Source organism: Pseudomonas sp. Leaf59 (genome assembly GCF_920984685.1).
GTDB lineage: Bacteria > Pseudomonadota > Gammaproteobacteria > Pseudomonadales > Pseudomonadaceae > Aquipseudomonas.
Genome location: NZ_CAKLBR010000003.1, coordinates 290097 through 304738 on the forward strand (window position 1 = coordinate 290097; position 14642 = coordinate 304738).

The window sequence follows — 14642 nt, forward strand, 5'->3', positions numbered from 1 at the left end:
CAGCACGCCCGATTCAAACGGCAGCTGAAAACGGACTTTCTTCTCCCCCGTGACTTATCAGGCAGGTTACCCCCATGCAGTTCAGCGAATTATTGACAGCGATTTCCACCCACGCGATCCGTCTGCAACTGGAAGAAGGCGACCTGATCATCCTCGGTGACGACGAGGCCCTGGATGATGCGCTATGGGATCAACTCATCGCCCACAAACCTCAGCTTCTCGAGCTGGTGGCCGAGCATGGTGGCGACTGGCTCAGTCCCGCCTACCGCATTACCCCGGACATGCTGGCGCTGGTCAGCCTCGACCAGGACGCCATCGACCGCATCGTCGCGGCCATCCCCGGCGGCGCAGCGAACGTGCAGGACATCTATCCACTGGCGCCACTGCAGGAAGGCATGCTCTACCACCACCTCTCGGCGCAGCAGGGCGACCCCTACGTGCTGCACGCGCAATTCGTGTTCGACAGCCGCACCCGCCTGGACGCTTTCGCCCAGGCGCTGCAATGGGTGATCGACCGCCACGACATCCTGCGCACCTCGCTGGTGTGGGAGCGTCTCGACGAGCCGCTGCAAGTGGTGTGGCGCAAGGCAACCCTGGCCTGCGAAGAAGCCCGCTTCACCGGTGGTGACGTCCTCGCGCAACTCGGCGCGCGCCACGACCCGCGCAGCTATCGCATGGACCTGGGGCAGGCGCCGCTGCTGCGCCTGGTGTTCGCCAACGACCCGGCCAACCAGCGTGTGGTGGCGATGCTGCTGTTCCACCACACCATTCTCGATCACACCGCCCTCGACGTGGTGCGTCATGAAATCCAGCTGTACCTGGCCGGCCAGCAGGCACTGGCGAGTGAGCCGGTGGCGTTTCGCAGCTACATCGCCCAGGTGCGCCATGGCGTCAGCGAGCAGGCCCATGAAGCGTTCTTTCGCACGATGCTGGCGGATATCGATGAGCCAACGCTGCCGTTCGGCCTGCAGGATGTGCAGGGCGACGGCCAGGGCATCGACGAGGCGCGCATCCCCGTCGACAGCGACCTCAGCCGCCGCCTGCGCAGCCTGGCACGCCCACTGGGGGTGAGCGTGGCAAGCCTGATGCACGTAGCCTTTGCCCGTGTGCTGGGCGTGGTGTCCGGCCGCGACGCGGTGGTGTTCGGCACCGTGATGCTGGGGCGCATGGGCGCCGGTGAAGGCGGTGAACGTGCGCTGGGCATGTTCATCAACACCCTGCCGTTGCGCGTGGATGTGGGCGGGCAGGGCGTGCGCGCCGAGGTCAAGGCGACCCATGCGCGCCTGACCGCCTTGCTCGACCATGAGCACGCGTCCCTGGCCCTGGCCCAACGCTGCAGCGGCGTGACGGCGCCCACGCCGTTGTTCAGCGCGATGCTCAATTACCGCCACAGCGCGGCGACGGACATGGCCCAGGTGATCGACATCGCCGAAGGCATCCAGGTGCTTGGCGCCGAAGAGCGCACCAACTACCCGCTGACGGTCAACGTCGACGACCTGGGCGAAGACTTTGCGCTGACGGTGATGATCGACGCGTCCATCGGCGCGCAGCGCGTAGCCGACTACCTGCATGTCGCCCTGCACAGCCTGGCCGACGCACTGCACGAGCGACCGGACATGCCGCTCTGCGGCCTGAACATCCTGCCTGACACCGAACGCCAGCACCTGCTGCACACGCTCAACCACAGCCCCACGTCTTATGCCGACACTGCGTTGATCCACCAGCAGGTCGAAGCCCACGCCGCCGCCCATCCCGACGCCATCGCATTGCGCTACGACCAGCAGCGCGTGACCTACCGCCAGCTCAACGAACGCGCCAACCAGGTCGCCCACCGCCTGCTCGCCCAGGGCATCCGTGCAGACGACCGCGTGGCGATCTGCGTAGAGCGCGGCGCCGAAATGATCATCGGCCTGCTCGGCATTCTCAAGGCCGGCGCCGGCTATGTGCCGATCGACCCGGCCTACCCGCAGGAACGCATCGCCTACACCCTGGCCGACAGCGCACCGCTGGCCGTGCTGGTGCAGGCCAATACCCGCCATCGGGTGGGCGACCTGGCACAGATCGACTTGAACGACCTGCGCGGTGAGTCCATCGTCAACCCGCGCGTGCCGCTCAGCCCGGCCAACCTCGCCTATGTGATCTACACCTCGGGTTCCACCGGCCTGCCCAAGGGCGTGATGATCGAGCATCGCCAGGTCGCGCGCTTGTTCAGTGCCACCGAGCACTGGTTCGGTTTCAATCACACCGATGTGTGGGCGCTGTTCCACTCGTTCGCGTTCGACTTTTCCGTGTGGGAAATCTGGGGCGCGTTGATGCACGGCGGCCAGTTGCTGATTGTGCCGCAACTGGTCAGCCGTTCGCCGGATGCGTGCTATGCGCTGCTCTGCGAAGCCGGCGTGAGCATCCTCAACCAGACGCCGAGCGCGTTTCGCCAACTGATTGCGGCCCAGGGCCACAGCAGCGAAGCGCACTCCCTGCGCCAGGTGATTTTCGGCGGTGAAGCGCTGGAACCAGGCATGCTCAAACCCTGGTATGCCCGCGCGATCAACGCCGGCACGCAGTTGGTGAACATGTATGGCATCACCGAAACCACCGTGCACGTGACCTACCGCGCCCTCGAGGCGGCGGACGCGCGTCTGGTGGGCGTCAGTCCGATTGGCGTGCGCATTCCCGACCTGCAACTCTACGTGCTGGACGCCCAGCGCCAGCCGCTGCCCATGGGCGTGGTCGGCGAGCTGTACGTGGGCGGCGCCGGCGTTGCGCGCGGCTACCTGAACCGCGATGAACTGAACGCCGAACGCTTCCTGGCCGACCCGGCCACCGGCCTGCGCATGTACCGCACCGGCGACCTCGGCCGCCTGCTGGCCGATGGCAGCGTCGAGTACCTGGGGCGCAACGATGACCAGGTGAAGATCCGCGGCTTCCGCATCGAACTGGGCGAAATCCAGGCGCGCCTGGCCACCGCGCCGGGCGTGCGTGACGCGGTGGTTGTCGTGCGCGAAGACGAGCCGGGCGACAAACGCCTGGTGGCCTACGTGATTGCCGACGGCACGCCCGATATCGCTGCACTGCGCGACCACCTGCAACTGAGCCTGGCCGAACACATGGTGCCGGCCGCCTTCGTGCTGCTCGACCAGTTCCCGCTGACCACCAACGGCAAACTCGACCGCAAGGCCTTGCCCGCACCCGACGCCGATGCCGTGGCCCGGCGCGGCTACGCGGCCCCTCAGGGCGCAGTGGAAAGCACCCTCGCGGGCATCTGGCAGGAGCTGCTCAAGCTCGACCGGGTGGGCCGCGACGACAACTTCTTCGAGCTGGGCGGGCATTCTTTGCTGGCGGTCAAGCTGATCGAGCGCATGCGCCAGGTCGACCTGAGTGCCGACGTGCGCGTGCTGTTCGGTCAGCCCACATTGGCGGCATTGGCCGCGGCGGTGGGCGGGCAGCACGAAGTGCAGGTGCCGGCCAACCTGATCAGCGCCGGCAGCCAACGCATCACCCCGGACATGCTGCCGCTGATCGACCTCGACCAGGCGGCCATCGACCACATCCTGCACAGCGTGCCCGTGGCCAATGTGCAGGACATCTATGCGCTGGCGCCGTTGCAGGCCGGCATTCTCTACCATCACCTGGCAACCACCGAGGGCGATCCCTACGTGTTGCAGGTGCAGTTGCGCTTCGAACACCAGGCAGCGCTGGACGCCTTCGTTGACGCGCTGCACAGCGTGATCGAGCGCAATGACATTCTGCGTACCGCGATCCTCTGGGAAGGCCTGGATGAGCCGGTGCAGGTGGTCCTGCGCCAGGCGCCGCTGACGGTGGAGCGCATTGAGCATCCGGGCGGCGATGGACTGGCGCGACTGCAACAGCGCTTCGACCCACGTCACTATCGCCTCGACCTGTCCCGCGCTTCGCTGATGCGCCTGGCCTACGCCGAGGAGCGGGGTGGCTTCGTCGGCATCCTGCTGTTGCACCACATCCTGCTCGACCACACCGCGCTGCACGTGCTGGTGGAAGAAATGAGCGCCAGCCTGTCCGGTCGCAGCGCACAGCTGCCCGACGCGGTGCAGTACCGCAACTACGTGGCCCAGGCGCGCCTGGGGGTCAGCCAGGCCCAGCACGAAACGTTTTTCAGCGAGATGCTCGGCGATATCGACGAGCCGACGTTGGCCTTCGGTCTGCAGGATGTGAACGGCGACGGCAGCGGCATCAACGAGGTTCATTTGCCGCTGGAGCCGGCGCTGAGCCTGGGCCTGCGCGAACAGGCGCGACAGCTGGGCGTGAGCCCGGCCAGCCTGATGCACCTGGCCTGGGCGCAGGTATTGGGCCAGGTGTCCGGCCAGCAGGACGTGGTGTTCGGCACCGTGTTGCTGGGGCGCATGCAGGGCGGCGAGGGCGCAGACCGCGCGCTGGGCATGTTCATCAACACCTTGCCGCTGCGGGTCAGCCTCGGCACCGTTGGCGTGCAGGCCGGTGTGCGCGCCACCCACGCACGCCTGGCGCAATTGCTCGGCCATGAGCACGCTTCACTGTCCCTGGCCCAGCGTTGCAGCGGCGTGCCGGCTTCGCTGCCGTTGTTCAGCACCTTGCTCAACTACCGCCACAGCGCACCGGACGAGGCGCCGGGCGCCAGTCCGTTCGCGGGCTTTGGCATCGATATCCTCAGTTCCCAAGAGCGCAGCAACTACCCGCTGGTGCTGAGTGTCGATGACCTGGGCACAGGCTTCGCGCTGGCGGTGCAGGGCGTCGCCGAGGTCAACGTGCAGCGTGTGGGCGACTACATGCTGACCGCATTGCGCAACCTGCTGATCGCGCTGCAACAGGCGCCGACCACGGCGTTGCAGGCGGTGTCGATTCTGCCGCCGGGCGAATGCGACACCCTGCTGCGTGAGTTCAATGCCACCGCCCGGGATTTCCCGCACGGCCAGACCCTGCATGGCGCCTTCGAAGTCCAGGCCGAGCGCCAACCCCACGCGGTTGCCGTGCAGCAGGACGGCGAATCACTGACCTATCAGCAACTCAATCAACGCGCCAACCAACTGGCTCATCACCTGCTGACACTGGGCGTGCAACCGGACGACCGCGTGGCGATCTGCTGCCGTCGAGGCCCGCAGATGCTGGTGGGCCTGCTCGGTATTCTCAAGGCGGGCGCCGGCTACGTGCCCGTTGACCCGGCGTACCCGGCCGAACGCATCGCCTACCTGCTGCAGGACAGCGCGCCGGTGGCGGTGCTGGCCGAAGCCAGCACCCGTGCGCTGCTGGGCGAAGTCAACAGCGTCGACCTGCATGACCCGCGCTGGCAGCAGCATCCCGTCAGCAATCCACAACTGCCCAACCTGACCCCGGCGCACCTGGCCTACGTCATCTACACCTCCGGCTCCACCGGCCAGCCCAAGGGCGTGATGGTGGAACACCACAGCGTGGAAAACCTCGTGCACTGGCACTGCGACGCGTTCGACCTGCACGCTTCCGGGCACACCAGCAGCCTGGCCGGCTTCGGCTTTGACGCGATGGCCTGGGAAGTCTGGCCGGCGCTGTGCGTGGGCGCGACCCTGCACCTGCCACCCGCTCACGTGGGCAATGAAAACATCGACGAACTGCTGGACTGGTGGCTGGCGCAACCTTTGGATGTGAGCTTTCTGCCCACGCCGGTGGCCGAATACGCGTTCAGCCGGCAACTGCAACACCCGAGCCTGCGCACGCTGCTGATCGGCGGTGATCGCCTGCGCCAGTTCAGCCAGGCGCAGCGCTTTGCGGTGATCAACAACTACGGTCCCACCGAAGCGACGGTGGTCGCCACCTCCGGGCGCATGCAGGTGGGGCAGCCGCTGCATATCGGTCGGCCCGTCGCGAATGCCTGCGTGTACGTGCTCGACGCGCACTTGCGCCCGGTTCCGCTGGGCGTGGTGGGCGAGCTGTATGTGGGCGGCAGCGGTGTGGCGCGGGGTTACCTGAACCGGCCGGAGATGACCGCCGAACGCTTCCTGCAAGACCCGTTCAACGAAGGCCGCATGTACCGCACCGGCGACCTGGTGCGCTGGCTGCCCGATGGCAATCTCGACTACCTGGGCCGCAACGACGACCAGGTCAAAGTGCGCGGTGTGCGCGTGGAACTGGGCGAGATCGAAAGCCGCCTGGCGGCCCTGGACGGCGTCGGCGAAGCGGTGGTGCTGGTGCGCGAAGGGCGTCTGGTGGCGTGGTTTACCGAACATCGCCCCCTTGCCATCGGTACCCTGCGCGCGCAACTGCAACAGCAGTTGCCCGAGGTGCTGGTGCCGGTGGCCTACGTGAAACTCGACGTCATGCCGCTGACCGCCAACGGCAAGCTGGACCGTAAGGCGCTGCCCGAGCCGGATCAATCCGCCATGCTCAGCCACGTATACGAAGCTCCCCAGGGTGACGTCGAAACCACCCTGGCGCGCATCTGGGCCGAGGTGTTGCAGGTGGCGCAGGTCGGGCGCCATGATCACTTCTTCGAGCTGGGCGGGCATTCGCTGCTGGCCGTGAGCCTGATCGAGCGCATGCGCCAGGTCGGCCTGAGCGCCGATGTGCGTGTGCTGTTCAGCCAGCCGACCCTGGCCGCGCTGGCTGCCGCCGTGGGCAGCGGGCGGGAGGTTGTGGTGCCGGCCAATGGCATCGCGGCGGGCTGCGCGCAGATCACCCCATCGATGTTGAGCCTGGTGCAGCTCGACCCGGCGGCCATCGAGCGCATCGTCGCGACCGTGCCCGGTGGCGCGGCCAATGTGCAGGACATCTACCCGCTGGCGCCGTTGCAGGAAGGCATCCTCTACCACCACATCAGCGCCGAGCAGGGCGACCCGTACCTGCTGCAATCGCGCATGGCGTTCGACAGTCTTGAGCGTTTGCACAGCTTCATGGGCGCGCTGCAACACGTGGTCGCGCGCCACGATATCCTGCGTACCGGGGTGGTCTGGGAAGGTCTCGACAGCCCGGTGCAAGTGGTATGGCGCAAGGCGCAGATGGTGGTGCAAGCCATTGGTCTGGACCCGGCGGATGGCGACATCATCGAGCAGTTGCACGCGCGTTTCGATGCGCGGCATTACCGCCTGGACATCACCCAGGCGCCGCTGTTGCGCATGGTCTACGCCGAGGATCCGGCCAATAACCGCGTGGCGGCGATCCTGCTGTTCCATCACCTGGCGCTGGACCACACCGCCATGGAGGTGGTGAGCCAGGAAATGCGTGCGTTCCTGTTCGACCAGGCCGATGCCTTGCCCGAGCCTGCGCCGTTTCGCAACTACGTGGCCCAGGCACGCCTGGGGGTGAGCACCGCCGAGCATGAGCAGTTCTTCCGCGAAATGCTCGCCGACATTGATGAACCGACGCTGCCGTTTGGCGTGCAGGACGTGCAGGGCGACGGGCGCGCTATCGAAGAGGCCGAGTTGCCTCTCGACACCGCGCTGGCTCAGCGCGTACGTGAGCAGTCGCGGCAGCTGGGCGTGAGTGCCGCCAGCCTGATGCACCTGGCGTGGGCGCAGGTGCTGGGGCTGGTATCCGGGCGCGACGACGTGGTGTTCGGCACCGTATTGATGGGCCGCATGCAGGCCGGCGACGGCGCCGACCGCGCGCTGGGCATGTTCATCAACACCCTGCCATTGCGCGTCGATGTGGCCGCCAGTGCGGCGGTAGCGGTCAAGGCCACCCACACGCGCTTGAGCGCGTTGCTTGGCCATGAGCACGCGTCGCTGGCCCTGGCCCAGCGTTGCAGTGGCGTGGCGAACTCAACACCGCTGTTCAGCGCCTTGCTCAATTACCGTCACAGCACCCCCGGCGAAATGGCCCGCGATGGCCAGGGTATCTGGGAAGGTGTGCAACTGCTCGGCGGCGAAGAACGCAGCAACTACCCGCTGGTGTTGAGCGTCGATGACCTGGGTGCAGGCTTTGGCCTGAGCGTGCTGGCCGTGCCGCAGATCGGCGCGCAGCGGCTGTGTGGCTACATGCACAACGCCGTGGAGCAACTGGTCGGTGCCTTGGAAAACAACCCGAGAACCGCGCTCAACCAGTTGCACATTCTGCCGCCGGCCGAGCGCGACACCCTGCTGCGTGACTTCAATGCCACCGCCCGGGATTTCCCGCGCGGCCAGACCCTGCATGGCGCCTTCGAAGTCCAGGCCGAGCGCCAACCCCAGGCGGTTGCCGTGCAGCAGGACGGCGAATCACTGACCTATCAGCAACTCAATCAACGCGCCAACCAACTGGCCCATCACCTGCTGACACTGGGCGTGCAACCGGACGACCGCGTGGCGATCTGCTGCCGGCGCGGCCCGCAGATGCTGGTAGGCCTGCTCGGTATTCTCAAGGCCGGCGCCGGCTACGTGCCCATCGATCCGGCGTACCCGGCCGAACGTATCGGCTACCTGCTGCAGGACAGCGCGCCGGTGGCGGTGCTGGCCGAATCCAGTACTCGCGAGCTGTTGGGCGAGGTCAGCAGTATCGACCTGCACGACCCACGCTGGCAGCAGCAGGCGGTTGATAATCCGCAGCTCGCCAACCTGACCCCGGCGCACCTGGCCTACGTCATCTACACCTCCGGCTCCACCGGCCAGCCCAAGGGTGTGATGGTGGAACACCGCAGTGTCGAGAATCTGCTGCATTGGCACTGCGCGGCCTTCGGCTTGAAAGCTTCAGGACATACCAGCAGCGTAGCCGGCTTCGGCTTCGATGCGATGGCCTGGGAAGTCTGGCCGGCGCTGTGCGTGGGCGCGACCCTGCACCTGCCGCCCGCTTACGTGGGCAATGAAAACATCGACGAACTGCTGGCCTGGTGGCTGGCGCAACCGCTGGACGTGAGCTTTCTGCCCACTCCAGTGGCCGAATACGCGTTCAGCCAGCCGCTGCAGCACCCGACCTTGCGCACGCTGCTGATCGGCGGTGATCGCCTGCGCCAGTTCACCCACGAGCAGCGCTTTGCGGTGATCAACAACTACGGCCCCACCGAAGCCACGGTGGTCGCGACCTCCGGCCGCATGCGCGCCGGGCAGGTCTTGCACATCGGCCGGCCCGTGGCCAACGCCACCAGCTACGTGCTGGATGCCCAACTGCGCCCGGTGCCGGTGGGCGTGGCCGGTGAGTTGTACGTGGGCGGCAGCGGCGTGGCGCGCGGTTACCTGAACCGCCCGGACCTGACCGCCGAACGCTTCCTGCAAGACCCGTTCAACGAGGGCCGTATGTACCGCACCGGCGACCTGGTGCGCTGGCTGCCCGACGGCAACCTGGAATACCTGGGCCGCAACGACGATCAGGTGAAAGTGCGCGGCATGCGCGTGGAACTCGGTGAAATCGAAAGCCGCCTGGCGGCCCTGGATGGCATTCGCGAAGCGGTGGTGCTGGTGCGCGAAGGCCGCCTGCTGGCCTGGTTCACCGAGCAGCGCGCGCTGAATATCGAGAGCCTGCGCGCGCACCTGCAGGCGCAGTTGCCCGAGGCGCTGGTGCCGGTCGCCTATATGCGCCTGGATGCGTTGCCGCTGACCGCCAACGGCAAGCTGGACCGCAAGGCGCTGCCGGAGCCGGATCAATCCGCCTTGCTCAGCCGCGCGTACGAAGCCCCGCAGGGTGACGTCGAAACCACCCTGGCGCGCATCTGGGCCGAGGTATTGCAGGTGGAGCAAGTCGGTCGCCATGACCACTTCTTCGAGCTGGGCGGGCATTCGTTGCTGGCCGTGAGCCTGATCGAGCGCATGCGTCAGGTCGGCCTGAGCGCCGATGTGCGCGTGTTGTTCAGCCAGCCCACCCTGGCTGCGCTGGCCGCTGCCGTGGGCAGCGGGCGCGAAGTGCAGGTGCCGGCCAACCGTATTGCGGCCGATTGCCAACGCATCACGCCGGACATGCTGGCGCTGGTCAGCCTTGACCAATCGACGATCGATCAGGTGGTCGCGCAGGTACCGGGTGGCGCCGCCAATGTGCAGGACATTTACCCGCTGGCGCCGTTGCAGGAGGGCATCCTTTACCACCACATCAGCGCTGGGCAGGGCGACCCGTACCTGCTGCAATCGCACCTGGCCTTCGACAGCCTCGAGCGTCTGGACGCCTTTGCAGCGGCGTTGCAACAGGTGATCGACCGTCACGATATCTTGCGTACCGGCGTGGTGTGGGAAGGCCTGGCGCAACCCCTGCAAGTGGTGTGGCGCGAAGCCCGATTGAGCATGATGGAACTGCACCTGCAAGGCGACGTGCTGGCAGGGCTGCATGAACGCTTCGATGCGCGGCGCTTTCGTCTGGACATCAGCCAGGCGCCGCTGATCCGCGTGAACTATGCCCAGGATCCGGCCAACGGGCGCGTAGCGGTGGTGTTGCTCTATCACCATATCGCCCTGGACCACACGGCATTCGATGTGGTGCTGCGCGAAATGCAGGGCCATCTGCTCGGCCACGGCGCGCCCACGGCAGCGCCGATGCCGTATCGCAACTATGTGGCCCAGGCGCTGTTGGGCGTCAGCGAGCAGGAACACGAAGCATTTTTCCGCGACATGCTCGGCGACATTGACGAGCCGACGCTGCCGTTCGGTTGGCAGGACGTGCGCGGCGACGGCCATCAAATCGAAGAATACAGCCTGCGTCTGGACGCCCAATTGAATCGCGGCCTGCGTGCCCAGGCACGTTTACTGGGGGTGAGCACCGCGAGCCTGTTCCATTTGGCCTGGGCCCAAGTGCTGGCCGCGACATCCGGTCGCCACAACGTGGTATTCGGCACCGTGCTGGTGGGCCGCCTGCAAGGTGGCGAAGGCGCCGACCGTGCGCTGGGGGTGTTTATCAATACCTTGCCGTTGCGTCTGGATATCGACGCTCAGGGCGTCAAGACGGCGGTGCGCGCCACCCATGATCGACTCAGCGCATTGCTTGGGCATGAGCATGCCTCCCTGGCGCTGGCCCAGCGTTGCAGTGGCGTGGCGGCCCCGGCGCCGCTGTTCAGTTCAATGCTCAACTACCGCCATCGCGGCATGGCCACGCGCTCGGCTGGAGCACAGCAGGCCTGGCAAGGCATGCAGACCCTGGCCAACGACGGGCGCACCAACTACCCGCTGAGCCTGAATGTGGACGACCTGGGCGACGGCTACGATGTCACTGCCCTGGCCCGCCTGGACGCGCAACGGGTGTGCGGCTACATGCAGACGGCTTTGGCCCGCCTGGTCGAAGCGCTGGAGCAGGCGCCGCAGCAGCCGATCAATCGCCTGTCGATCCTCGGCGAGCAGGAACGTCGGCAAGTGCTGCAGGGCTTCAACGCCACCGAGGTGGCTTACAACCTCGACCAGACCCTGCACGGCCTGTTCGAAGCGCAAGTGGTGCGTACGCCGCACGCGGTGGCGGTGAAGGCTGATCATCAACAGCTGACCTACCAGCAACTCAACGAGCGCGCCAACCGTTTGGCCCATCACCTGCGTGACCTCGGCGTGCAGCCGGATACGCGGGTGGGCATTTGCGTGGAGCGTGGCCTGGACATGGTGGTGGGCCTGTTCGCGATCCTCAAGGCCGGCGGCGGTTATGTGCCGCTCGACCCGGCCTATCCCCAGGAGCGCATCGCCTACATGCTGCACGACAGCGCGCCGGTGGTGGTGCTGGCCCAATCCGCCACGCGTGCACTGCTGGGGAATGTGCCGGTGATCGACCTCGACCACGGCACCTGGCAGCACCAGCGCGCCACCAACCCCGAGGTGCCGGCGCTGACCGCACGGCACCAGGCCTACGTGATCTACACCTCCGGCTCCACCGGCCAGCCCAAGGGCGTGATCAACGAGCATGCCGGCGTGGTCAACCGCCTGCTGTGGATGCAGGACGCCTATGGCCTCAACGCCGACGATGCGGTGTTGCAGAAAACCCCGTTCAGCTTCGACGTGTCGGTGTGGGAGTTCTTCTGGCCGCTGTTTACCGGCGCACGCCTGGTGATGGCGCGTCCGGGCGGGCACAAGGAGCCGGCGTACCTGTGCGAGGTGATCCAGGCCGAGCGCATCACCACGCTGCACTTTGTGCCGTCGATGCTCGATGTGTTTCTCGCCCATGGCGATGTCAGCCAGGCGGCGGGGCTGCGGCAGGTGATGTGCAGCGGCGAGGCATTGCCGGGCAGCCTGGTGCGACGCTTCAAGCAGCAGTTGCCGGACATCGGCCTGTACAACCTGTATGGCCCGACCGAGGCGGCGGTGGACGTCACCGCGTGGAATTGCGCGCGCCCGGACGTACCGGACAACACGCCCATCGGCAAACCCATCGCCAACACCCGCATGTACGTGCTGGATACGCAGTTGCAGCCCGTGCCCCTGGGGGTGGTGGGTGAGCTGTTCATTGGCGGGGTGCAGGTGGCGCGCGGTTATCTCAACCGCGCGGACCTCAGCGCCGAACGCTTCCTCGATGACCCGTTCAACGGCGGCCGTATGTACCGCACCGGCGACATCGGCCGCCACTTGCCCGACGGTAATATCGAGTACCTGGGGCGCAACGATGACCAGGTGAAGATCCGTGGCCTGCGCATCGAGCTGGGCGAGATCCAGGCGCGGCTGATCGAGCATCCGGCGGTCAAGGATGCAGTGGTGATGGCCCGTGACGAACGCCTGGTCGCCTATTACACCGGCGCACCGGCCGAGATCGACAGCCTGCGTGCGCACCTGCTGCAGCACCTGCCGGACTTCATGGTGCCCGCGCTGTTCGTGCACCTGGACGCCTTGCCCCTGAGCCCCAACGGCAAGCTCGACCGCAAGGCGCTGCCCGAACCCGGCCTGCAGGCGCTGAGCGTGCGTGAGTACGCAACGCCCGAAGGCGACACCGAAACCCTGATGGCCGGGCTGTGGGCCGAGCTGCTCAAGGTGGAGCGGGTAGGGCGGCATGACAATTTCTTTGAACTGGGTGGGCATTCGCTGCTCGCCGTGAGCTTGATCGGGCGCTTGCGCCAGGAAGGCATGGAAGCCGATGTGCGGGCGCTGTTCGAACAGCCGACCCTGGCCAGCTACGCCGCTATAACCGAACGAATGGAGATCGTCCTATGAGCCTCAATCAACTGCTGGCGACGCTGAAAACCAAGGACATCCAACTGGCCCTCAAGGGCGAACAGTTGTCGGTGCAAGGCAACAAACAGGCATTGAGCGAGCCGGCGATACTCGCCGCGCTGCGCGAGCACAAACCGGCGCTGATCGAGTTGATCAAGGCCGGCGACTACACAGCGACCAAGGCCGGTGAGGTACCGGTGCCGGCCAATGGCATCCCCGCTGGCGCAACGCGCATTACCCCGGACATGCTGACCCTGTCCACCCTGAGCCAGGAAGAGATCGAGCGCATTGTCGCCAGCGTCGACGGCGGCGTGGCGAATATCCAGGACATTTACCCGCTGGCGCCGCTGCAGGAAGGCATTCTGTTTCACCACGTCAGCGCCGAACAGGGCGACCCCTATGTGATGCAGTCGCAGTTCGCCTTCGACAGCCTTGAGCGTTTCGAGGCGTTTGCCCAGGCGCTGCAAAGCGTCATGGACCGGCACGATATTCTGCGCACCGGCGTGGTGTGGGACGGTCTGCAACAGCCCTCGCAAGTGGTGTGGCGCCAGGCGCGCCTGCCGGTGCAGGCCCTTGAGCTGGACCCGGCCGACGGCGATATCGCCGCGCAACTGCACGCGCGCTTCGACGCCCGGCACTACCGGCTGGATGTGACGCAGGCGCCGCTGCTGCGCCTGGTATACGCCGAGGACCTGGCCAACCAGCGCCTCGTCGCTACCTTGCTGTTCCATCACATGGCCCTGGATCACAGCGCCCTTGACGTGGTGTGCCACGAAATGCAGGCCTGCCTGTTGGGGCAGGGCGCGGTGCTGGGCCAGGCCGTGCCGTTTCGCAACTATGTGGCACAGGCCCGTCTGGGCATCAGCGAGCAGGAACACGAAAGCTTCTTCCGGCAGATGCTTGGCGACATCAGTGAGCCGACGCTGCCATTTGGCCTGCAGGATGTGCAGGGCGATGCGCGCGGCATTGCCGAGGTCAGCCTGCCGCTGGCGGCCGAGTTGTGCCAGCGCCTGCGCATGCAGGCGCGGTTATTGGGGGTGAGCGCCGCGAGCCTGTTTCACATGGGCTGGGGCCAGGTGTTGGGCGCACTGGCCGGCAAGCAACAGGTGGTGTTCGGCACCGTGCTGATGGGGCGTATGCAGGGCAGCCATGCCACGGACCGCGCCTTGGGTATTTTCATCAATACCCTGCCGTTTCGCGTCGACGTCGACGGTCAGGCGGTACGCGCCGGGGTCAAGGCCACCCACGCGCGGCTGACCACCTTGATGCGCCATGAGCATGCAGCGCTGGCCCTGGCCCAGCGTTGCAGCGGCGTGACCGCGCCCACGCCGTTGTTCAGCGCGTTGCTCAACTATCGCCACAGTGCCCCGGCGGCGAGTGCCGAAGCGGTTGCGGCCTGGCAGGGCATCTCGGCACTGCGCGCCGAGGAACGCACCAATTACCCGCTGACCCTTAGTGTCGATGACCTGGGCGACGGCTTCGGCCTGAGCCTGCTGGCCAGCACCCAGGTCGACCCGCAACGCGTTTGCGCCTATCTGCAAACCGCCCTGGAAAACCTGGTGACGGCCCTGGAGCAGGCACCGCACACCGCGCTCGATCAACTGCCGGTGGTGCCCGCGGCCGAGCAACACCTGTTGCTGGAAACGCTCAACG

General features: G+C 66.5%; 1 protein-coding gene and 1 pseudogene. Both read left to right on the forward strand.

All coding sequences use genetic code 11. From position 1 onward, the window contains the following. Positions 1-74 precede the first annotated feature (74 nt). The gene (locus LUB09_RS04905; protein WP_231421813.1) at positions 75-12989 is read left to right on the forward strand and encodes a non-ribosomal peptide synthetase; all 12915 of its coding nucleotides are present in this window, start codon (positions 75-77) and stop codon (positions 12987-12989) included. 245 nt (positions 12990-13234) lie between these two features. Beyond that, a pseudogene (locus LUB09_RS24000) lies at positions 13235-14566 on the forward strand (condensation domain-containing protein); the annotation flags it as partial. Positions 14567-14642 lie beyond the last annotated feature (76 nt).